At 71.2% G+C, this 22,823-nt stretch carries 14 protein-coding genes and 2 pseudogenes; 8 read left to right on the top strand and 8 right to left on the bottom strand.

The features are described 5' to 3' along the window. The first annotated feature begins 261 nt into the window (after positions 1-261). Both ACFYPN_RS23815 and araA read left to right on the top strand, forming a co-directional pair. On the top strand, positions 262-1,908 hold the full coding sequence (locus tag ACFYPN_RS23815; protein ID WP_358757639.1) for a ribulokinase: 1,647 nt from the start codon (positions 262-264) through the stop codon (positions 1,906-1,908). 62 nt (positions 1,909-1,970) lie between these two features. Beyond that, positions 1,971-3,473: an L-arabinose isomerase gene (araA, locus tag ACFYPN_RS23810; RefSeq protein WP_358757637.1), complete on the top strand. Its 1,503-nt coding sequence runs from the start codon at positions 1,971-1,973 to the stop codon at positions 3,471-3,473. A gap of 67 nt (positions 3,474-3,540) precedes the next feature. Here the strand turns inward: araA and ACFYPN_RS23805 are convergent, their stop codons facing one another. Next, positions 3,541-5,040, bottom strand: coding sequence for a peptide ligase PGM1-related protein (locus ACFYPN_RS23805; RefSeq protein WP_358757550.1), 1,500 nt, complete (start codon positions 5,038-5,040; stop codon positions 3,541-3,543). Between the two features lie 558 nt (positions 5,041-5,598). Continuing rightward, on the bottom strand, positions 5,599-7,122 hold the full coding sequence (locus tag ACFYPN_RS23800) for a glycosyl hydrolase family 18 protein (protein WP_358757548.1): 1,524 nt from the start codon (positions 7,120-7,122) through the stop codon (positions 5,599-5,601). A gap of 609 nt (positions 7,123-7,731) precedes the next feature. Here ACFYPN_RS23800 and ACFYPN_RS23795 point away from each other — a divergent pair. Beyond that, the gene (locus ACFYPN_RS23795) at positions 7,732-8,841 is read left to right on the top strand and encodes a hypothetical protein (RefSeq protein WP_358757546.1); all 1,110 of its coding nucleotides are present in this window, start codon (positions 7,732-7,734) and stop codon (positions 8,839-8,841) included. A 1,146-nt stretch (positions 8,842-9,987) separates the two neighbouring features. Further along, entirely contained in the window at positions 9,988-11,538 is a 1,551-nt protein-coding gene (locus ACFYPN_RS23790; protein WP_358757544.1) for a pectate lyase, read from the top strand. Between the two features lie 99 nt (positions 11,539-11,637). Here the strand turns inward: ACFYPN_RS23790 and ACFYPN_RS23785 are convergent, their stop codons facing one another. From ACFYPN_RS23785 to ACFYPN_RS23775, 3 genes and pseudogenes are all read right to left on the bottom strand, one after another. Continuing rightward, positions 11,638-11,766: a hypothetical protein gene (locus tag ACFYPN_RS23785; RefSeq protein WP_358757542.1), complete on the bottom strand. Its 129-nt coding sequence runs from the start codon at positions 11,764-11,766 to the stop codon at positions 11,638-11,640. A gap of 49 nt (positions 11,767-11,815) precedes the next feature. After that, a pseudogene (locus ACFYPN_RS23780) lies at positions 11,816-12,802 on the bottom strand (PLP-dependent cysteine synthase family protein); the annotation flags it as partial. 513 nt (positions 12,803-13,315) lie between these two features. Next, the gene (locus ACFYPN_RS23775) at positions 13,316-14,146 is read right to left on the bottom strand and encodes a DUF1684 domain-containing protein (protein ID WP_358757540.1); all 831 of its coding nucleotides are present in this window, start codon (positions 14,144-14,146) and stop codon (positions 13,316-13,318) included. Between the two features lie 237 nt (positions 14,147-14,383). On the opposite strand from ACFYPN_RS23775, the gene ACFYPN_RS23770 reads away from it, so the two are divergent. The 4 genes from ACFYPN_RS23770 (at position 14,384) to ACFYPN_RS23755 (ending at position 18,671) form a co-directional block, all read left to right on the top strand. Further along, positions 14,384-14,542, top strand: coding sequence for a putative leader peptide (locus ACFYPN_RS23770; protein WP_358757539.1), 159 nt, complete (start codon positions 14,384-14,386; stop codon positions 14,540-14,542). Positions 14,543-14,769: 227 nt separating this feature from the next. Beyond that, complete coding sequence (locus ACFYPN_RS23765; RefSeq protein WP_358757537.1) at positions 14,770-16,194, top strand: MFS transporter; 1,425 nt, start codon at positions 14,770-14,772, stop codon at positions 16,192-16,194. After that, entirely contained in the window at positions 16,187-17,293 is a 1,107-nt protein-coding gene (locus tag ACFYPN_RS23760; protein ID WP_358757535.1) for an LLM class flavin-dependent oxidoreductase, read from the top strand. The genes ACFYPN_RS23765 and ACFYPN_RS23760 overlap by 8 nt, the downstream gene beginning before the upstream one ends. A gap of 10 nt (positions 17,294-17,303) precedes the next feature. Further along, on the top strand, positions 17,304-18,671 hold the full coding sequence (locus tag ACFYPN_RS23755; RefSeq protein ID WP_358757533.1) for an NtaA/DmoA family FMN-dependent monooxygenase: 1,368 nt from the start codon (positions 17,304-17,306) through the stop codon (positions 18,669-18,671). A 327-nt stretch (positions 18,672-18,998) separates the two neighbouring features. On the opposite strand, the pseudogene ACFYPN_RS23750 reads toward ACFYPN_RS23755, so the two are convergent. From ACFYPN_RS23750 to ACFYPN_RS23740, 3 genes and pseudogenes are all read right to left on the bottom strand, one after another. Continuing rightward, a pseudogene (locus ACFYPN_RS23750) lies at positions 18,999-19,550 on the bottom strand (M48 family metalloprotease); the annotation flags it as partial. A 676-nt stretch (positions 19,551-20,226) separates the two neighbouring features. After that, complete coding sequence (locus ACFYPN_RS23745; protein WP_358757531.1) at positions 20,227-21,576, bottom strand: NtaA/DmoA family FMN-dependent monooxygenase; 1,350 nt, start codon at positions 21,574-21,576, stop codon at positions 20,227-20,229. Further along, positions 21,573-22,808: an LLM class flavin-dependent oxidoreductase gene (locus ACFYPN_RS23740; protein ID WP_358757530.1), complete on the bottom strand. Its 1,236-nt coding sequence runs from the start codon at positions 22,806-22,808 to the stop codon at positions 21,573-21,575. The genes ACFYPN_RS23745 and ACFYPN_RS23740 overlap by 4 nt, the downstream gene beginning before the upstream one ends. Positions 22,809-22,823: the final 15 nt, after the last annotated feature.

The following is a 22,823-nucleotide window of genomic DNA, read 5'->3' as shown; positions in this document are numbered from 1 at the left end:
TCGGGCTCGGTCCCCGGCACGGGCTGTGCCGAAGGGGTCGGGGTGGAACACGAAAGGCGAAGCAGCCGCAGTGCTCTTGATTTCACAATTGTTAGCGTTCACACTTTCGGCTGTCGGCGGTCCGCTCATTCGGCTCCGCGCATCACTGCCGCTGGTGGGCCGCCTGTCGGCCACCTTTCCCGAAGGGCAACCCTGGTGACTACCCATCCGTCCCGTACGCCTTACGACCCGTCAGGTCCGGCGGGCGCCGAGCAGTACACCGTGGGCGTCGACTTCGGCACGCTCTCCGGACGCGCCGTCGTCGTCCGCGTGCGCGACGGCGAGGAACTCGCCTCAGCCGTGCACGAGTACACGCACGGCGTGATCGACCGCCAACTGCCGGGCGGGGAGACACCTCTTCCCCCCGACTGGGCGCTGCAGCATCCGGACGACTGGTGCGAGGTACTCCGGACGGCGGTGCCCGCCGCGGTGCGGGCGGCCGGAATCGACCCCCGTGCCGTCGTCGGGGTCGCCACGGACTTCACGGCCTGCACGGTGCTCCCGACCCTGGCCGACGGCACCCCGCTCGCCGCGACGGAGCTCGCCGGCAGGCCCCACGCCTGGCCCAAGCTCTGGAAGCACCACGCCGCGCAGGACCAGGCCGACCGGATCAACGCACTCGCCCACGAAAGGGGCGAGAAGTGGATCGCCCGCTACGGCGGAAAGATCTCCGCGGAGTGGCAGTTCGCCAAGGCGCTCCAGGTGCTGGAGGAGGACCCCGAGGTCTACGCCCGGTGCGCACGCTGGATCGAGGCGTCCGACTGGATCGTGTGGCAGCTCACCGGAACCGAGTCCCGCAACGCCTGTGCCGCCGGGTACAAGGGCATCCACCAGGACGGCTCCTACCCCACGGAGGAGTACCTCGCCGCCCTGCACCCGGACTTCGCGGACTTCGCACGTACCCGCCTGGAATTCCCGCTGGCGGCGCTCGGTTCACGCGTCGGCTCGCTGACCGCCCGGGCGGCGGAGTGGACCGGCCTGCCCGAGGGGACCGCAGTTGCTGCGGGCAACGTCGACGCGCACGTCGCTGCCGCCGCCGCCCAGGCGGTCGAGAACGGCCGGCTGCTGGCCATCATGGGCACCTCCAGCTGCCACGTGGTCAACGGCCCCGCCCTCGCCGACGTCCCCGGCATCTGCGGAGTCGTCAACGGCGGAGTCGTCGAGGGCGCCTACGGCTACGAAGCGGGCCAGAGCGCGGTCGGCGACATCTTCGGCTGGGCCATCAGTCAGGGCGTCCCCGCCGACTACGCGGCAGAAGCCGCCTCCCGGGGCGAGGACCTGCACACCCTGCTGACCCGCAAGGCCGCCGCCCAGCCGGTCGGCGGGCACGGGCTGGTGGCCCTGGACTGGATGAACGGGAACCGGTCCGTACTGGTGGACCACCACCTCTCCGGTGTCGTCGTCGGACTCACCCTGACCACCCGCCCCGAGGACGTCTACCGGGCCCTGCTGGAAGCCACCGCCTTCGGCACCCGGGTCATCGTCGAGACGCTGGAATCCGGCGGAGTACCGGTCGACGAGTTCATCGTCACCGGAGGGCTCAAGAAAAACACCCTGCTCATGCAGATCTACGCCGACGTCCTGCGCCGCCCCGTCTCCCTCGCCGCCTCCGAACAGGGCTCCGCGCTCGGCTCCGCCATCCACGCCGCCGTCGCCGCCGGCGCCCATCCCGACGTCCGCGCCGCGACGGCCGCCATGGGCAGGCTCCACCGGAACGTGTACGTCCCCGACCCCGCACGCGCCGACGCCTACGACGCGCTCTTCGCCGAATACCGCCTGCTCCACGAGCACTTCGGCGTCCGGGACGGACTCCTCCACCGACTGCGCCGCATCCGCAACCAGGCACTCACCAGCACCCCGGCCGACTGACCCGCCGGACGACCGCCACCCGACCCGCTCCACTTCACCCACCGGGAGTCCCCGTGTCCAGCATGGCCCCCTCCGCCCGCGAAATATGGTTCCTCACCGGCAGCCAAGGCCTCTACGGAGAGGAGACGCTCCGCCAGGTGGCCGAACAGTCCGGCACCATCGCCGCCACCCTCGCCGACTCCGCCGACATGCCCGTCCGGATCGTCTGGAAACCCGTGCTGACGGACAGTTCCGCGATCCGCAAGATCTGCCTGGACGCCAACACCGACGAGCGGTGCGTCGGCCTGATCGCCTGGATGCACACCTTCTCGCCGGCGAAGATGTGGATCTCAGGCCTGGACGCCCTCCGCAAGCCACTGCTGCACCTGCACACCCAGTCGAACGTCGCCCTGCCCTGGGCCACCATCGACATGGACTTCATGAACCTCAACCAAGCCGCCCACGGGGACCGGGAGTTCGGATACATCCAGTCCCGGATCGGCGTCGCCCGGAAGACCGTGGCGGGACACGTCACCGATCCGGTGACCAGCGCGCGGATCGCCGCATGGGCGAGGGCCGCGGCCGGACGGGCCGAACTCGCCACCCTCAAGGTCGCCCGCTTCGGCGACAACATGCGCGACGTCGCCGTCACCGAGGGCGACAAGGTCGACGCCCAGCTCCGCTTCGGGGTCTCCGTCAACACCTACGGAGTCAACGACCTCGTCGCCCACGTCGACTCCGCCACCGACGCGGAGGTCGGCGGACTCGTCAAGGAGTACGAGGACACCTACCGGCTGGCCGCGCCGCTGCGGGCCGGCGGCGAACGCCACGAGGCACTCCGGTACGCGGCGCGCATCGAAGCGGGCCTGCGCACCTTCCTCGTCGACGGCGGGTTCGGCGCCTTCACCACCAACTTCGAGGACCTCGGCGGCCTCCGGCAGCTCCCGGGCATCGCCGTTCAGCGGCTCATGGCGGACGGGTACGGATTCGGCGGCGAGGGCGACTGGAAGACCGCCGTCCTGCTGCGCACCCTCAAGACGGCGGCCCACGGCCTGCCCGGCGGCACCTCCTTCATGGAGGACTACACCTACGACCTCTCGCCCGGCAACGAACTCATCCTCGGGGCGCACATGCTGGAGGTGTGCCCCTCGCTCGCGGACCAGGTGCCGAGCTGCGAGATCCACCCGCTCGGCATCGGTGGCCGGGAGGACCCGGTCCGTCTGGTCTTCGACGCCGCGGCGGGTCCGGCCGTCGTCGTCGGGCTGACCGACCTGGGCGACCGCTTCCGGCTCGTCGCCAACGAGATCGACGTGGTCGCCCCCACCGAGCCGCTGCCCGCACTGCCCGTGGCCCGCGCCGTGTGGCGGCCCCGGCCCAGCCTGCGGACCTCCACGGAGACCTGGCTCACCGCCGGCGGACCGCACCACACGGTGCTCACCACCGCCCTCGGGGCGGAACACCTGGACGACCTGGCCGAGATGCTGCGTACCGAACTCGTACTCATCGACGAGTCCACCACGCCCCGGCAGTTCGCCCGTGAGCTGCGCTGGAACCAGGCCTACCACCGGCTCGCCGGCGGCCTGTGACCCGCGCACGGCCCGGGACACCGAGGAGGGGGGCCGGCCGGACGGCCCGGCCACTCCTCGGCCCCGCTCAGCCCCGCGGCGTCAACCGGTCGACAAGGTAACGGAGTTCCCGCATCAGAGAGGCCGCCTGCGCACGGTTCCGGGCGATGCACAGGGCGCCGAACTTCCCGAACTCGGTGACCGGGCTCATCAGATGGAGCACCACGCCGGTTCTGCGGGCGGGGTCGTAGCCGATCGGCGAACCGGTGACGGCCTCGATGAGCTGGGCCGGGCGCAGCCCCCGGTAGCGGCGGTCCATGATGACGTCCGACGCCTCGTAGACGTACTCCGCGCCGTCCACCTCGAAGCGTCCGTCCGGGGTCGGCCCCACGCCGAGCAGCCCCCCGGCCATGGTGAAGGGGTGCTTGGTGGCGGTGGCGCGGAGATTGATCTCGCAACCCAGCAGACGCCACCCGTCACCGGACCGGGCAGCGAGGAAGTCCACGCCGTAGTCACCGCTGCCGACGCCCCGTTCTCGCAGCACCTCACCCACCCGCAGGCCGTGATCGATGAGCTGCCGGCGGTAGTCGGCGGCGGCGGGGAAGGTGCACCCGTGATAGCTCTGGCCGTCGTCGGCGAGGACCTGGTCGTGGGTGGACACCGCCTCCACGGTCCCCCGCTCGGTCAGACGCCCCTGGAAACTCGGGCTGAGCAACGGCACTTGGGTGATCATCTCCTCCGCGATCACCCCGTCGTCCTTCATCAGGGTCACGTACTCCTGCCAGGTGAGCTTGGGGTCCACGAGCACCGCACCGGGCAACGCGCGTGCGACCCGCTCCTCGACGCTCTCACCGCCCGGCGAGGTGATGCCGTCCGCCAGCGTGAGCCGCGCGTTGCCGAGACCCCCGCCGAACGCCGTGCTGTCGAGCTTCAGCACCAGCTCGCGCACCCCGCTCGCGGCGAGTCGTGCGACCGCCGACGCGAGCGTCCCGGGATCGTGACACACCCCGCTGCCCGCCGGAACCGGAATTCCGGCGGCGGCGAAGATCTGCCGGCCGGAGTGCTTGGTGCCCAGCGGAATGTGGGCCGAAGAGGGCTGGGTGGTCGGCAGGTTCAGATCGCGGGCCAGCTCTTCCAGCGGCTCGGACGGTTCGAAGTAACTCAGCCGGACGTCCGCCCCGGCGCTCCGGTGCGACTCGGCGAACTCCCGCAACCGCGCGCGCACGTCGGCGGCACGTGGGCTGACGGGATCGAGCACCTTCGTGCTGAGCCAGCGGGTCGTGGAGTCGTCGAGCGGGAGCACGCGTACGCGTGCGCGCATCCGCCGCAGGCGCTCCTCGTCCGCCGTGCGCGCACCGCCCAGAAGCAGGCCGAGGTAGTAGTCCACCTGCTCCTCGCCGTCGATCATGCTCGGCGCGGTCACGTAGAGCAGGTGGCCGCCGGCCCGGCAGACGGTCGTCACGATGGCGGGGCCGAGCAGCCGTTCGGGGAAGTACGTCGCGCCGGTCAGCCGCTCCAGCACCTCGGGGCCGCACTCCCTGCTCTCGATGTGGATGCGGGCCGTGGGGCGTCGATGCGTTTCAGTCACAGCGTCCTCGAAGCTACGGGTGCCGGATGGGACTACGTAAGGCGACAACTCGGGTGACCGCGCGGGGGTCACGGTCTCCCCCGGCGGCGCGGACACCTGGACGGGGGCTGAGGCCCGTGTGCGCGGATGTCCGCGCTGCCGTTCCGCCCGCGTGATCCCTCGCGCTCCGGATGCACACGCGGGCTTCCACATGCTCAGGTCGAGAGGCCGGAGTGGAGCAGGCAGGGGGATAACCGGCACCAGTACGTGAACGGGGGATCGGTGAGGGTGCCGTCCCCGTCCGCGAGACGAACTCTGCCCCGGGCGGCCCGTCGCGTACAAGACCGCTTTCCGCCGACCTTTTCATGGGGCACTCATCGGGCACCGGTCGGCATTTCCGAGAACAGCCGGCCGCCGTGCGGCGCGTCTCGGAACCGCCGGCACAAAGGAAACAGGGCCGGCAGACGTGCTGCCGGCCCTGTCGGACCTGTTCGGGTGCTCTCCGGAATCAGGAATCAGGAGCGAGAAACCGAGGAGCTCGGGAGTCGCGGGAGCGGGGAGGAGCGCCCCCGGTCGGCCTCAGCAGGCGCCGAGGTCCACCCAGACGCCCCACTGGCCCGTGGTGCCGGGGACCTCGCCCTGCGTCCACCACTGGGCCTTCCAGGTGTGGCCCTGGTACGAGACCGTCTGACCGCCGGTGTAGACCGAGGCCGCGGCCCACGGGGCAGCCGCGCACGGGGTCGTCGCTCCGCCGGTCACCTTGAGGGAGTAGGTCGCGGTGTGGCTCCCGGACGCGCCGGTGCCGGTGACGCTGATCGTGTACGTACCCGAAGCGGCGGCCGACGTCGTCGCCAGGGTGAGCGTCGAGCTGCCGCCCGCCGTGACGGAGGCGGGGCTGAGCGAGGCGGTGACGCCTGCCGGTGCGCCGGTGACCTTGAGGCTCACCGTCTGCGCCGAGCCCGCCGTCACCGCCGTCTTCACCGAACTGGTGACGGAGCTGCCGGCGGTCACGGAGCCGGAAGCCGGGGTGGCGGTCAGCGAGAAGTCGTTGGCCGGGGTCGTGGTGGTGCCGCCGGTGAAGGGCGCGAAGATGTGCGAGAAGTCCCAGGTGTTCTGCTGGATGCCGGAGCAGCCGTCCGCGGCGGCGCCGCCGGGGCAGCTTCCGTTGTCGCGCTGGAGCGCCCAGAAGGAGAGGAAGTTGATGCCCTTCGAGACGGCCCAGTTGTAGACCTGGGTCGCGTTGGCGAGGGTGAAGGTCTCCGCGGGGCCGAAGTCGTCCACGCCCGGCATCTCGGTGATGCCGACCATCGCCCAGAGCTGGGCCGAGGTCTTGGCCGGATAGAGGGCCGCGAGCTGGTTGACGAGACCCTGGGCCGCAGTCTGGGTGTCGTTCGCCATGTTGTGGGTGGCGTTGTCGTAGTAGTCGAACGTCATGAGGTTGGCGACGTCGACGCGTGCGCCGTTGCTGACCGCATTCTTCAGGACGGCGAGAGCGTTGGACGGGAGTCCGGACGTGGTGGTCGGCAGGGTGTAGGAGATCTCCACCTTGCGTCCGTTGGCGGCGGCCCAGTCCTGGACGAGCTTGATGGCCTTGTTGCGGCGGTCGATGCCCGCGGTGTTGCTCAGCGAGTCGACCTCGATGTCCATGTCGAGGCGGGACACGTCGTACGTGGTGATGACCTTCTCGTAGGCCGCCGCGATCTGGTTGACGTCGGTGCAGCTCTCGGCGATCTCGGTGCCCGTGGTGTCGGCCGTGTACCCGCCGAACGAGGGGATGACGTCGCCACCGTTGGCCTGGATGGTCTTGATGTCGCTGCCGAACGAGGACGCGGCGACCGGCATCCCGGTGTCGCCGCTCCAGTACAGCGTGCAGGAACCGGGCGTCGCGGTCTGGAGGAACGCCATCGTGAGGTGCTTGGTGCCCGACTGGGCGGCCAGCGCGGCGGGGCTGTCGCCGGTCCACGTCTCGAAGTACGGGGCGAAGACGTGGGAGGGGAGAGGCGTCGCCGCCTGGGCGGGCCCCCCGATCAGCGTGAGGCCGGCGGCGGCCACCGCCGTGACCGTGGCGGTGACGACCGTGCGGAGCGAGCGCGTGAGTCTCATGGGTGTCCCAGCTGTGGAGGAAGGGGCAAGAACCGCCGACTGCCTTCCGACAGTGGCATGGTGCATGGAATCGGCGGTGACCGAGGCACGTCAATGGTCTGGACCAAGCGCGCGGTAAACCAATTCCCCCTGGGCCGGGCTTTGTGCTGGTGGAGAGTGCGCGATGGACTGGACCACCCGACCGCGTTTTTACCGGCATTTGGCCAACTGTTTCTCTGCGAAGGCTGGTTCAGGTCTCACCCGTCCGTTCAGGCCATAGCGCGCGGTGGTGCTCGAAGGGCGGGTGGTACGGGAGACGAACGGTGCGACGCCAGACCGCCGCTGATCGGTCGGACCGCCGGTCGCGCAGGATCCTCCGTGAGGGGGGAGGGGCACTCGGGGTTGCTGGGGCGGTTGCCCACGTCCCCAGAACGGCCGAAGCGGAAAGGCTGCGGCGAACCGTTTCTCTGGGACCTTGAGCGCCGGGCTCGGAGCGGGTGACGCGCTCTCCGGACGCCGGGGTCGCCCGGACACCGCCACCTTCGCGGTGACGGGACGACGTACCCCAGCCCCCGGGCCCCAGCACGGACCACGCAGGCAGCACCGACCTCACCCACAGGGGGTACGCATATGCACGTCCGCACCGCACCACCGGCGAACAGACGCGCTCGAGCCGTTCTGCTCGTCATCGGGATGCTGGCCGCACTGCTGGCGGCAGCCCTTCCGACCGCGGGAACCGCGCAGGCCGCCGTCCCCGACCGCTGGGGCTTCGCCTACCTGGACACCCCCACGCCGCCCTCCGGCTACGTGCCCGACCCCACCCGCCAGTGGGGCAGCTGGACTTCCCCGTCGGCCAACCCCGTCAAGGTCGACCAACTGGGCCTCGGTTCGTACGTGGCGCACTTCCCGCTGATCGGCGGTCCGGGCGGAATCGCCCACGCCACCGCGGTCAACAAGGCCGCCCACTGGTGCCAGATCGCCGCCTGGAAGCAGGTGGGCACTGGCGAGGACGTGTTCGTGAACTGCTATCTCCCGAGCGGCGCACCCGACAACTCCACCTTCACCGTCCTGTACACCACCAGCAGCGGTGTTCCGGCCACGCCCACCGGTTCGTACGGCTACCTCTACTCCGACAGCGGCGGGACGGTACTCACCCAGTACAACTCCACCACCGCCGTGAACGCGGTGAGCAAGGGTTCCACCGGCATCTGGAAGGCCTGGCTGCCGGGTCTCGGACTGGCGACCTACGCGGGCAACCTCCAGGTCACCGCCGTCGACCCGCGGCAGGGCGCGCACTGCAAGGTGTCCGACTGGGTGCCGGGTGCCACCGGCCAGACGGTCGTGGTCGCCTGTTACGACGCGTCCGACGCGCCGTACGACACCAAGTGGACGCTGAGCTACTCCTACCTGCGGGCGGTCCACGGCCCGGCTTTCCCGCCGAAGTCGTTCGGTCACCTCTGGTACAACGGATCACTGCCCGCGCTCACCAACTACAACTCCAGCGGTGCCACCAACACCCTCGGCGGTTCGGGAGCCCCCTTCGTGGTCACCCTGCCGTCGGTGGCGGTCCCCTCGGACACCGCACAGGTCACCGCCTACGGCAGCGGGCCCGGATACTGCGGCCTGTACGCCCCCTGGGCGAGGTCGGGCGGCACCGTGCAACTTCCCGTCAACTGCTTCGGTCCGGGCGGTGCTCCGGTGAAGGCCCCCTTCTTCGCCGCGTACACCTCGGCGTTCTGAACCCGTAGCGCGACGTCGGTCCCGGGAGCGCTCCTTTCCCGGGACCGACGTCGTGTCACGTGTACGAGCCTGCCGGCTACGGGCTACGGGCTACGGGCTACGGGCCACGGGCTCAGGGCTCCGGGCTACGGGCTACGGGCTACGGGCGGCGGGCGGCGGGCGGCGGGCGACCGCATCGGCATCGGAGTCGACGCCGGTGCGGCCCGCTCGGCCGTGGTCGCAGAGCCCTCGATCCCGCGCGGTGGTCGCGTCGCTCACGGAGTGCGCGCTTTCCATGGACCGGGGGTGCAGGCGGATCGAAGGGGCCCGCGCGCGGCCCCCCGGGCGGCGATCGCGGCATCCGCTCGTAAGGGGCGAGTAAATTTCTCGGAGGCCCGTGATCTTCGGGCCGTCGGCCGCGGAAGGCTTGCCCACGCGTCCAGCCGGTGGGGCGCAGGCACCCGTTCCGGACGTCGGATGCGGCGTGAACACCTTGGCCGAAATGCGCGGCACACGGTCGTGAAGTGCGGATACGCGGTCCTGCGCCCCTTTGCGAGAGAGAAGTCGACACCGTGGGCGCGTTCAGGGGTGTGAACCCGGTTCGCGGTGCGGGACGACGCCGCGCGGTCGCTCCGGGCGCGCCGACCGCGGTCGCGGGTCGCGGTGGCGCCCGTTCCGTAGGCGTCCGGAACCTTGCCAGCCTCGCGAGGGCCGCCCTATCCTCACGTTCAGAAAGCGCTTTCCCCCTCCAGGGTCCCGCACCGGTGAACGTGAAGTCACCTCATCCGCAGGCGACTTCACCGGCGAGCCGCCACCGATCCGGAACGGTGCCGCATGAGGGAGGTCGCCGTGCCGCGGAGTGAAGGGTGTGCGTCATGATCCACGCCCCTCGCACCGTCCGTCGTGGTTCCGGCGGCGACGACCTCCCGTAGTGGACGGAGTGGGCGGTGGTGCGGACGCGGAGACCCCGCGCCGGTATCGCCGACGGTGCAGGCTTGTGGGTCGCGGCAGAACGGCCGACTCGATCCGACCGGCGCGATCAAGCCCGCGCCATGGGTGGTCGGAGCGTATCCGGTGAGTGTCGGCGAGCTCGGCACGACTTCTTGAATGGCATGAGCATGCCATTTGTTCAATCTCGTATCCGAAGACGAACAGAGAGAGACGAGCATGAGGAAAGCAGTCGCACTGCGACTCTCCGCGGCAGTGGCCACGGCGGCCCTGGCGGCGGCGACCGGTGTCATCGTGTCGATGCCTTCGGCATCCGCCGCGACCGGCGGCGTCACCGGCTACGCGACCCAGAACGGCGGTACCACCGGCGGGGCCGGCGGGCAGGTCGTGAAGGCGACGACGGGTACCGAGATCCACCAGGCACTGTGCGGTCGCGCCAGCAGCAGCACCCCGATCACCATCCAGGTGGAGGGGACGATCAACCACGCCAACACCGCCAAGGTGTCGGGCGACAGCTGCAACACCGCGGCGGGGGTGATCGAGCTCAAGCAGATCAGCAATGTCACGCTCGTCGGCGTCGGCAGCGGCGCTGTCTTCGACCAAGTGGGCATCCACATACGTCAGTCCAGCAACATCATCATCCAGAACGTGACGGTCAAGAACGTCAAGAAGTCCGGCTCTCCCACCTCCAACGGCGGCGACGCCATCGGCATGGAGAGCGACGTCCGCAACATCTGGGTGGACCACACCTCCCTGGAGGCCTCGGGCGGAGAGGCCGAAGGGTTCGACGGCCTCTTCGACATGAAGGACAACACGCAGTACGTCACGCTGTCCTACAGCACCCTGCGCAATTCGGGGCGCGGCGGCCTCATCGGCTCCAGCGAGACCGAACTCTCCAACGGCTTCATCACGTTCCACCACAACCTGTACCAGAACCTCGACTCCCGCACCCCGTTGCTGCGTGGCGGCATCGCGCACATCTACAACAACTACTACGTGAACCTCAACGAGTCGGGCATCAACTCCCGTGCCGGGGCCAAGGCGAAGGTGGACAACAACTACTTCAAGGACTCCAAGGACGTCCTCGGCACCTTCTACACCGACGCGGCCGGCTACTGGCAGGTCAGCGGCAACACCTTCGACAACGTGACCTGGTCGGCCCACGCGTCCGACAACAACCCCGCAGGCCCCAACCCCACGTCCAACACCACGGTCAGCATCCCCTACGCCTATACCCTCGATGCGGCCGGCTGCGTGCCGAGCATCGTGACCCAGACGGCCGGCGCAAACAAGGGCCTCCAGGTCTCCAACGGCAACTGCACGCCGACCACCCCCACGACCGACCCGACCACGCCCACGCCGAGCCCCACCACGGCAACGCCGACGCCGACCACGGGCCCGACGCAGCCCAGCGGCACCAACCTCAGTCTCTCCGGGGGCGCCGACGGCTCCAGCAAGGCGAGCGGAACCAGCTACGGCAACGTCAAGGACGGCGACCTGAGCACCTACTGGTCGCCCTCCGGCTCGACGGGCTCCGTGTCGGTCAAGTGGGACGCCGCCACCGCGGTCTCCTCGGCCACCATCCGCGCGGCGTCCGGCTCCAGCATCGGCTCGTGGCGACTCCTGAACGGTGACACCGGCGCGGTCCTGACCTCCGGCACCGGAGCGGGCACCATCTCGTTTGCCAAGACCTCGCTGCGCAAGGTCACCTTCGAGATCACCAGCTCCAGCGGCACCCCCAAGGTCGCCGAGTTCGAGACGTACGCCTGACCCGGGTACGTGGGCGGGGCCGGAGGTCGTCGAACACGGCGGCGCCCGGCCCCGTCCGGCGTTCGGGGAGAACGCCGGACGGGGCCGGGCGGTACGCGGTCAGCCGGTACGGTTCACCCCCACGGCGTCCACCGCGTGGTGAGCGCCGGTCGGGCCGCTGGAGCTCCGGAGCTCGCCCCGGCCGGGCAGGACGGGCGCGATGCGGACTCCGGCGAGCAGGGACCGCACCCGTGGACGGTCAGCCCCGCGGCGGGACGGCCGGGGTGACCGTGAGCAGGTCTCCCGCCTCCGGCAGGGCGAGTTGCCGCAGCCAGTCGTCGTCGAAGACCTTGGAGAGGTAGTTGCGACCGGAATCCGGCAACAGGACGACGACCAGGTCGTCCGGGCCGAGACCGGCCGCCACCCGCAGCGCCCCGGCCACCGCGGTGCCGGCGGAGCCGCCGACCAGCAGCCCCTCCTCGCGGGCCAGGCGCCGGGCGGTCAGCAGCGAGTCCCGGTCGCTGATCCGCTCGTAACGGTCGACCACCGAAGGGTGGAAGGATTCGGGCCATGTGTCGTCCACCGTCTCCGGATGACGGAAATGGCCGATGCTCTCCACGTGGTACGGGCCGCCGTCGCCACCCGAGTAGACCGATGCCTCCGGGTCGGCGCCCACGACCGTCACCCTCCCGCCGCTGACCTCCTTGAGGTACTCGCCGGTCCCCGTGATGGTGCCCCCGGTGCCGATGCCGGCCACCAGGTGGGTGATCAGGCCCGCGGTCTGCCGCCAGATCTCGGGGCCGGTCGTCCGGTAATGGGCCAGCGGATTGGCCGGGTTGTCGTACTGGTTGGCCAGCCAGCCACCCGGAGTCCCGGCGGCGATCCGGATGGCCGTGGCGTGCACGTGCTCCGGATGCTCGCGCGGTACGTCACCCGGGCAGACGACGACCTCGGCGCCGTACGCACGCAGCACCGCGACCTTCTCCGCGCTGCTCTTGTCCGGGATCGCGAAGACGCACCGGTAGCCACGCTGTGCGGCGACCATGGCCAGGCCGACGCCCGTATTGCCCGAGGTGCCCTCGACGATGGTCCCGCCGGGTGCCAACAGCCCCTCCTTTTCGGCGGCTTCGACCATGGAGAGCGCGATGCGGTCCTTCACGCTCCCGCCCGGATTGACGTACTCCAGCTTCGCGTACACCGGTGCGAGGCCCGGACCGGTGACGCGGTTGAGGCGTACCAGCGGGGTGTTGCCGACCGCGTCGGCCAGTGAGGCGTGGACGTCCATTGCGGTGCTCCCTTGCGTCTGCTGGATCTGATGCCACCGGGTGATCCGGGAACGTACGGCCGGCCGGCCCGCGCGGGACCGGGCCGGGCCCTCCGGCGATGGGGACGACGACCGCGGTCCGCCCGGCGCCGCGCACGGGGCGGGGCTCGACGCACCCGGGCTCGATGCACGCGGACGCGGTGGGTGCCGAGGTGTGCGCACCCGCGCGGAGGCCGCGACGGGTGAGGTCCGGGCGGAGGGTCAGGCCCGACAGAGCGCGCTGGAGGAGCGGCGCAGATCTATGTGCAGGCGGGCGTGGAGACGGGCGGTGGCGGTGGCGCACCGGCCGGGAGGCCTCGCGCGGTGCGTACCGGCGACGCGGCCCGGAGGCGGGGCTCCGGTGACGCTCGACCGGTACGGCATGAGTGGCGCGGTCCCTTCGTGCACGGGGGCGTCACCCGGCGGCGACGCCCCCGAACGTACCAGCCCGGAGACCGTTGTGAGAAGGAGGACTCGGCGGGTGCGGACGGTGTGTCAGGCAGCCGGTCCGCCGCGTTCCAGGGGGATGCGCTCACCGGCCTCGACTGCGACCGGCAGACGGTTCTCCCTCGGCGGCAGCGGGCAGGTCGCCAGGTCGGTGTAGGCGCACGGAAGGTTCGCGGCGCGGTTGAAATCGATGTGAACGGCGCCCTGCTCGTCGGGTGCGTCGATCTGCACGGAGCGGTTCGCCGCATAGGTGGTCACACCGGAGGTGCGGTCCGTGAACAGCGCCATCAGCGTTCCGGGACGCTTGCCGTTGAACGTGGTGAGCCGGTGGGTCTCGCCGCCGAGCTCGAACTCGACCTGGCCGGGGGAGTCGTAGACGTGCTCCAGTCCCTCGACCGACGCGCCGACCGTCACCGGACGTGGCTCCTCGTAGGGCAGGAACCTTCCCGGACGGACCCAGTGCGCCGCAGGAGCGTACGCGGGAGTGCCGGTGAAACCCGTACGGAGTGCGTTCCCCGGGTGTCTGGGGCGCAGGATGTCGTGTCCGCCGCGCTTGGCGACCTCGATCACCGCATCGCCGAACCCCGGGTACAGGCTGTCGCGTTCACCGATGACCCCGAAGTCATGACGTCCCGTCACGACCTCACCGTCGATCGTCAGTTCCTCGCCGTCCGCCAGCTCCACCACCACGCCCGCGGCCGTGGCCGACCAGGCGCCCGGCGCGTCCTCGAAGCGCTCCGGCTCGGCGCTCAGCCAGCGCAGGCTCGTGATCGCGAGGAAGCCGTGCGGTCCGGCGAGTTGTGCCTCCTTCTCCGCGTGCCACCGCTCCCACTCCTCGGTGAAGTTCTTCTGGTCGACGTCGTTCCGCAGGACGGTCATGTCCGCTCCCTCGTCTTCGTTGTGGGGGTCTGCGTGATTCTCCAGAACGCAACTCCGTCCCTGTCGCGCTTCATTCCCCGATCCGGCGGACGGGTTCGGCATTCCGAAACGGCATTGTTCAATGAGCCCGGCGCGGGTTAGCCTGCGGAGAGATCACCCGCGTCGGCGTGGCGATCTTCGACCACCGGCGACCGGTACCCGGCCGCCCGACGACCCGAAGACTGCGAGGTGACCGGCGTGCGGGCGCGACCCTTCAGCGAGCACGGCAGTCATCTGCCGCACCACGGCGGGTCCTCCACGCTCCGCGTCGTCCGGCGACACGTCGATCTGCTCAGGGTGAGCAGCGCACTGTGTACGGACACCGCCCCGCGCCACTGGGCGCTCGCCTGCCTGTAGGGCGTGTTTGGGCAGTCCCGCCTCCCGGATCGTGCACCTGCTCCTCGTGCGTCCCTCGATCACGAGGTACCCGGTCGAGGGGTGAGCTCCCTCCGCGTCCGCCGGGTGCCCTCGCGCGGCCGCCCATCCCTCATCATTTTCTGATGCTTCGTCACTTCAACCTGTGCCCCGCCGCGCCGCGCGGGCGCCGTATCAGGTCTGCCCGTGCGCCCCCGAAGGAAAGGATCATGGTGCCCAAGAACACCGCCCGAACAGGGGTGTTCACCGCTCTGCGGGTCCGCGACTACCGGACCTACTGGAGCACCGGACTGGTCTCCAACATCGGCTCCGCGATGCAGGGCGTGGCACTGGACTGGTTCGTCTTCGACCTCACGCACAGCGGAACCGCGGTCGGGTGGGCGGCGGGTCTGCAGTTCGCTCCGGTTCTGCTGCTCGGCCTGTGGGGCGGGGTGCTCGCCGACCGGTACGACCGTCGTTCCCTCCTGCTGTGGGCACAGTCCCTGTACGCCGTCCAGGCGGTGATCCTCACGGTCGCCGTGCTCTCCGGGCACGCGCCCCTCTGGTCGGTCTATCTGCTCTCCTTCGGCCTGGGCTGTGTCTTCACCGTGGAGAATCCCGCGCGGCTCTCCTTCGTCACCGAACTGGTCGGACCCGCGCTGATACCCAACGCTGCGGGGCTGAACATCCTGTCGCTCAACGCCGCCCGGCTCATCGGTCCCGCGATCGCCGGAACGCTGATCGGACTGATCGGCGCGGGCGGGGTGTTCGCGGTGAACGCAGTCTCCTTCGTGGCCGTGACCCTGGGGCTCCTGACGATCCGCGCGCACCCACCCGCGCCCGGCGCTCCCGGAGGCAGGTCCGTGAGCGCGCCGGAGCCCGTGAAGAGCGCGCGATGGGCCGGCGCGGGCGCCGAGGGCCTGCGCTACGTCGCCGCCCGGCCCGAACTGGCAGGTGTGCTGGCCCTTTTCGGGCTGGTGGCCACCTTCGCGGTGAACTTCCCCACGACCCTCACCCTGTTCGCCGGGCGCGTCTTCGACGTCGGCTCCAGTGGCCTCGGCTTCATGTCGACCGCGCTCTCCGTGGGCACCGTCGCCGGGACGCTGGCCGCCACCCGACGCGCCTCGCCCCGGGTACGGACCGTGGTTTTCGGCGCCGTCCTCTTCGGCGTCAGCGAGGCGGTGGCCGCGCTGATGCCCTCCTACACCACCTTCCTGATCCTGTTGCTGCCGACCGGATTCGCCCTGATGACCCTCAACACGGCGGTCAGCGCCTTCGTCCAGTCGGAGGTCAGCGATGCCGTGCGCGGCCGGGTGATGGCCGTCTACACCGTCGTCTCGATGGGCGGCGCCCCGCTCGGAGGTCCGGCCATCGGCTGGGTTTCCCAGCACGCCGGGGTGCGCTGGGGGCTCGCCTCCGGAGCCGCGGCCGCCGTGCTCTCCGCCCTGGTCGTGGCGCTCCTGCTCTCCCGGCGACGGGGCACCGCTGACGCGGGCCGGGCCTTCCGGACCCGTGCCGCAGCGGGTCCGGCCGCCGCCCCCTTCCGTATCCGTGCTCCGTCCCCGCCCCGGAACCGGACTCCGTCCGTCTCGTCGGCGCACGCCGACACCCACGTCCCCGGAACCCCTTCGACCGGAGGTAACCCTCATGACTGATCACGACACCGGGCTTACCGGCCTGCACCTCGCGCTGGAAGCGGACGGCGACGGCGCCCACCCCGCGTCCTGGCGCCGGTCGGGTCGCCCGCCCGGCGAGGTCCTCGGCCCGCGCGCCCTGCGGGAGGTGGTGGCCGCCGCCGAGAACGCGGGCTTCAGCCTCGTCACCTTCGCCGACTCACCGCTGCCGCCCGAGGCGGCGGGCGGTCCGGCAGGCCGGGTGGAGGCCGGCACGCGCGCCGCGTACGTCTCCACGCTGACCGACCGGATCGGCCTCGCGCCCACCCTGCACGTCACCACCACGGAACCGTTCCATCTCGCCACCCAGCTCGCGAGCCTGGATCACGCAACGCACGGCCGGGGCGCCTGGGTCGTCGGCGCGGCGAACGGCGCGGACGACGCCGCCACCGTCGGTGAGCCAGTACGTTCCGCCGCCGCGCTGGCCCGCGAGACCGCCGACGTCATCGACACCGCCCGGTCCCTGTGGGACTCCTGGGAGGACGACGCGGTGATCAAGGACCTGGCGACCGGGCGCTTCCTGGACGCCGACCGCGTCCACCCCGTCGACTTCGAGGGCCCCGCCTTCTCGGTCAAGGGCCCCCTCATCACTCCGCGGCCCCCGCAGGGCCGGCTCGTCGTACTGGTTCCCGACGCATTGGACGCGGACGGCCGCGCCGACGTGGTGCTGGTCGGCCGGCCCGATCTCGCCGGGATCGCGGAGCGCGCGGCCACCGCGAGGGAGGCCGGAGCGCCGTTGGTGTTCGCGGAGGTGGAGGTGGTCCTCGACGCGGACGCCCCGGCGTCCGACCGGCTCGCCGCCCTCGACGAGGCCGCCGCGTGGCCGGAGACCGGACGGCTGCGCCACGTCGGCTCGCCCGAGGCTCTCGTCGGCCTGTTGCGTGAACTCTCCGCCCTGGTCGACGGGGTGAGGCTGCACCCGGCCGTACTCGCCGTCGACCTGCCGGTGCTGACCGAACGGGTGCTGCCGGCGCTGGCCGGGGAGCGGCCCGTGCCACGCCCCGGCGGTACCTTGCGCGACACGCTCGGCCTTCCCCGTCCCGCCAACCGCTTCGCCGCCCCGGCGGCCACGAACGCCTGAGGTGACCGCCATGACCGCACAGAACCCCCGACCGCAGCTGCACCTCGGCGTGTTCTACACGGGAGTAGGACCGCAGCTGATCTGGACCGACCCGGACGCCCCTTCGCACACCGAGATCGAGACGTTCGTCGAGATCGCGCAGACTCTCGAACGCGGCCTCTTCGACGCGTTCTTCCTGGGAGAGGGGCTGCGCGTACGGGAGAACCGGGGCCGGGTCTTCGAGCTCGACGTGGCAGGCCGGCCCGACGCGATCACCCAGCTGGCCGCGCTCGCCGCCGTCACGACACGCATCGGGCTGGTGGCCACCCAGAACACCACCTACAACTATCCGGCCGACCTCGCACGCCGGCTGGCGAGTCTGGATTTGCTCTCCGAAGGCCGCGCGGGGTGGAACATCGTCACCACCGACAACGCCTGGACCGGAGCCAACTTCCGGCACGGCGGCTGGCTGGAGCACGAACGCCGCTACGAACGCGCCGGGCAATTCGTGGAGGCGGCCAAAGAACTCTGGGCGTCCTGGGCACCCGGCACCATCGCCGCGGACGGGAACGCCGGCCACTGGGCCCGGCCCGGCGCCCTCGTGCCGGTCGAGCGCTCCACCGACCTGGTGACGCTGCGCGCCCCGGCCACCGTGCCGGGCAGCCGCCAGGGCCGACCGGTGCTGTTCCAGGCGGGCGACTCCCCGGGAGGCCGCGAACTTGCCGCCCGCCACGCCGACGTGGTGTTCTCCGCCAACACCGAGTTCGGCAAGGCCACCGCCTACGCGGCCGACCTCCGCGACCGGCTGGCCCGCCACGGCCGGACGCCCGACTCGCTGCGGATCCTGCCGGGCGCCAGCGTCGTCATCGGCGACACCCCGGCCGAGGCGGAGGAGAAGGCCCGCTGGGTACGCGGCGAACAGATCAACGGCCCGCGCGCCCTCGCCTTCCTGGAGCAGTACTGGGGCACCGACCTCTCCGGCTATGACCCCGACGGCCCACTGCCGGACATCGAACCGGGCGAGCAGGAGCTCGATCCGTCCCGGGGGACCCTCGCCGTCGACCAGCGCACCGGCAAACTCGCGACCATCCGTAAATGGCGCGAGCTCTCCGCCGAACGCAACCTGTCCATCGTGGAGTTGGTACGCGCTGTGTCGCCTGGACATCCGTCCTTCGTGGGCACCCCCGCGTCGATCGCCGAGGAGTGGACCCGTTACGTGCGCGAGGGGGTCGCGGACGGCTTCAACCTGCTTCCGCACCTGCTTCCGGCCTCCGTGACGGACATCGTCGACAAGCTCGTCCCGGAACTCCAGGAGCGGGGCGTCTACCGCACCGAGTACCGGGGCACCACCCTGCGCGAACACCTGGAGCTGCCGCCACTCGGCACGCCCGGCGAGTGAACCGGTGCGGTCCCGCCCGGCCCGCGGGCGCGTGGGCCGGCGCTGCGGTGAAGGGAGGGGCCCGGGGGAGTCGGGGCGGCGCGAAACCCTCGCCGCCCCGCAACGAGCCCTCCGCGTCTCCGTCGCCTGTCGGCCGGCAAGGCCGTGGGTGAACACCCTGCGGCCCAAAGCCAGTCGGGCATCGGCCAGTTCGGAGGCGATCCGCTGCTCACGGGCCTCGTCCATGAGCACCGCCGTCTCGGTGGGCGGCCCCGACAGCAGGCCGGCCCGGCGCAGAGGGGTCGGGGGGTGGGTCGAGTTGCTGCTGTGACCCCGGAACACGCACACCCGCCGCAGGCGCTCGTACTCGCGAGGCGGAATCGACTCCATGTGCGCCGCGAGCCGCTCCCAGAGGCCGAGCCACGGCTGCTTCGCGGCCAGGGTGTCGCGGCGGGCGAGCCGGCGCGTGTTCGCCTCCCGGAGCAGCGCGCCCTCGACCGATGCCGTCACCAGCAGACGGTCCGTCAGCGACACCGCCGCCGCGGTGGAACCGGCCTGGGCAGCCTTCCTGTCGGCGAGGTACTCGGCCCGTTGGGCCGCGCGCAGCGCCAGCAGGTCCAGTACGACCACGATCCCGATCACCAGCGCGCGGGGAATGAGGGTAGTTGCGTTGACCAGTGCCTGCATCGGCGTCGGGTCGGGTTCCGGAGCGACGAAGCGGAGCAGGGTGGAGAGCGAGCGGAAAGCCGTGGCCACGACAGCCCCGTGCCGGGTGTCCCCATTGCTGAAGTGGCCGAGTTCGTGGCCCAGCAGAGCGAGACGTTCCTGAGGGGTGAGAGTCTCCCAGAACGGCAGCCCGATCATGAGAAGACGTCTGCCGCGCAGGCCGTAGGTCGTCACACACGCGTTGACCGCGGTGTCGAGGACGACAGCGTCCACGCCGCGGGTCCCGGTCGCGCCGCCCACCTCGTCGATCAGCGCGAAGAGATTCGGGTGCCTGCGCGCGACGCAGCACCGGATCGCCCTCGGGCGGCCCACCGAAGCGCGGGAGCAGTGTCCACGCCAACGCGAGCGAGACGACGCCCGGGACCATCCACGCGGTGGCCCAGCCCCTCACCAGGAAGCAGCCACCTGCGACGACCACGGCCAGGGTGAAGGCGTGCACCGAGAGGGCCAGCAGGAACGCCGCTACGGACGAGGTGCTCCGGTGCGGGCTCAGGGACCCGCCACCGGTCACGTCGGCGAGCAGCTTCTCCCCGTGCCGCTGGGCCAGTCTCCTGCGACGGCTCTCCAGGAGCCCGTACTTCTCCTCCGGCGGGCTCGGATCGACGTTCCAGTCGCACCGGTCGCACCAGGTCACGAACCGGATGCTCGTCTCCATGTCCGACCCGCACTGCGGGCACGGCTGGACGGTCATTTCCGCACCGCGCACGGTGCGTTGCCCCCTCGTCCCGGGCGCTCCGCGGGAGCCGCAACTGCCATGTCGCGCACGGCTGATCACACCGCTGCCGCCGGAGCAAAGCGGAATCGGCAGGTTCCGAGGGCGGACGAGCGCCCTCGGAACCCACCCGGGCAGTCAGCCCTTCGGAGTGCGCAGACCCAAGTGGTCGCGGAGCGTCGTCCCCTCGTACTCCGTGCGGAAGACGCCCTGCTCCTGGAGGAGCGGGACCACCGTGTCCGCGAACTCGTCCAGGCCTCCGGGCACCAGGTGCGGGGCGAGGATGAACCCGTCGGACACCTCGCTCTGCACGGAGTCGTTCAGTGCCCGCGCGACCGTCGACGGTGAGCCGATGAAGGTCTGCCGGGCGCTCGTCTCGATCACCAGCTCCCGGATCGAAAGGCCCTCCGCCTTTGCGCGCTGACGCCACTCGGAGGCGGTGGTGAGAGGATCGCGGACCATCCGCACGCTCGCACGGCCCCGGGCCACGGTATGCGCACCGGTGTCCGGCTCGATGTCGGGCAGCGGCCCGTCCGGGTCGTAGGAGGACAGATCCCGGTTCCACACGTGCTCCAGGAACTTGATCGCGGTCTGTCCGCTGACCTGGCTGCGCCGCACCTCGTGCGCGCGCTCCTCCGCCTCGGCGTCCGTCTCGCCCAGCACGAAGGTGGCCGCCGGCAGGATCAGCAGCTCGTCCCACTCGCGCCCGTGGCGGGCGAGACGCCCCTTGACGTCCTGGTAGAAGGCACGGCCCGGCCCGGGGGCGGAGTGCCGGCTGAAGATCGCGTCCGCGGTGGCCGCCGCGAACTCCCGCCCCTGGTCCGAGTCCCCGGCCTGGAAGATCACCGGGCGGCCCTGCGGGGAGCGCGGCACGTCGAAGCGGCCCGCGATGTCGAAGTGCTGGTCGCGGTGGGCGAACGTACCGGCGTCCGCGCTGCGCAGGAACTGCCCGCTCTCCCGGTCGGCGAGGATCTCGTCCTCGGCCCAGGAGTCGAAGAGCTCCCAGGCGGTCCGCAGGAACTGTTCGGCGCGGGTGTACCGGTCCTCCTCCGCGAGGAAGCCGCCGCGCCGGAAGTTCTCGCCGGTGAACGCGTCCCAGGAGGTGACGACGTTCCACGCCGCACGGCCCGCCGAGAGGTGGTCAAGGGAGGCGAACTGCCGTGCCACCTCGTACGGTTCGTTGAAGGTGGAGTTGATCGTGCCGGCCAGGCCGATCCGGTCGGTGACCGCGGCCAGCGCGGCGAGGATACCGAAGGTGTCCGGACGGCCGACCACGTCCAGGTCGTAGATCGCGCCGCCCTGCTCGCGCAGCCGCAGCCCCTCGGCCAGGAAGAGGAAGTCGAACTTGGCCCGTTCCGCGGTGCGCGCGAAGTGGCTGAAGGAAGCGAAGTCGATCTGGCTGCCCGCCTCCGGGTCGCTCCAGACCGTGGTGTTGTTGACCCCGGGAAAGTGGGCAGCGAGGTGGATCTGCTTCAGGATGTCGCTCATGACTGTCCTCCGGCCCGGACCCGGGCGTAACGGTTGGCGGGACGCGAGAGGCCGAGGAGGCCGCGCAGTGAGTCGGCTTCGTACGCGCGGCGGAAGGCGTCGCGGCGCTGCAGTTCGGGTACCAGCCCCCGGGTGATGGCGGGCAGGTCGTGACCGGCGACCGCCGGACGGAGCCGGAACCCGGTCAGGCCCGCCCGCTGCCAGTCCAGCAGCAGGTCGGCCAGCTCGGCGGGGGTGCCGGTGAAGATCTCGGCGTCGCTGGTCAGAGGTGTGCCGGCCAGGTCGTCGAGGCGCTGACGGCGTGCCTTCGCGGCGCTCGCGGTCTCGTCCAGGAAGACCACCAGGTCCCCGAAGACGTGGAGGGTCTCCCCGCCGCGTCCGGCCGCGTCCTGGGCGGCCCGGATCTCCTCGGTCACGGCCCGCGCCCCGGTGGCGTCGTGCGGGGTGACGTAACCGACGTCGGTGGAGCTCGCCACCAGTTCGTACGGAATGGTCGCGTGGGCCAGCGAGGTCACCAGCGGCTGCCCCTGCGGCGAACGGGGCGTGATGGAGGGGCCCTTGACGCTGAAGTGCTTGCCCTCGAAGTCGATGTAGTGCAGCTTCTCGCGGTCGATGAACCGCCCGGTGGCGGCGTCGCGTATCTCCGCGTCGTCCTCCCAGCTGTCCCAGAGCCTGCGGAGCACCTCGACGTAGTCGGCGGCCTCGGCGAACAGCTCGCGCACCAACTCCTGGGCCTCGGGCAGCAAGTAGTCCTGCGGGCGGAACGGCGGCAGATCCCGGCGGCCGAAGTGCGCCGCCTCGTGGCCGGCGGCCGAGACCTTGACCCGGACCCCGGCGCGGCCGGAACTCACGAAGTCCAGTGTCGCGACGGCCTTGGCCAGATGGAACGGTTCGGTGTGGGTGGCCACCACGGTCGGCACCAGTCCCACGTGCCGGGTGAGCGGCGCCACCCGGGAGGCGATCAGGACCGCGTCGAGCCGGCCGCGCACCTGGTCGGTGCGCCGGTCGTCGGCGGTCGGATCGGTGGACTGGAGGGAGAGCGCGTCCTCGAAGGTGACGAAGTCGAGCAGACCGCGTTCCGCCTCCCGCACGGCGTCCAGCCAGAAGCCGGCGGTGAAGAGTTCACGGGCGCGGGACTCCGGCTCGCGCCAGGACGCGGGGTGCCAGCCCGTGCCGTCCAGCGCCACGGCGAGATGGAGGGGTTCGGGAGGTGAGGAGGGGGACTGCGACATGTCGGGGAGAGGCCT

Source organism: Streptomyces sp. NPDC005576 (assembly GCF_042871745.1).
In the GTDB taxonomy this organism is placed as follows: Bacteria; Actinomycetota; Actinomycetes; order Streptomycetales; family Streptomycetaceae; genus Streptomyces.
This window is presented reverse-complemented; position numbering and strand designations above follow the sequence as displayed.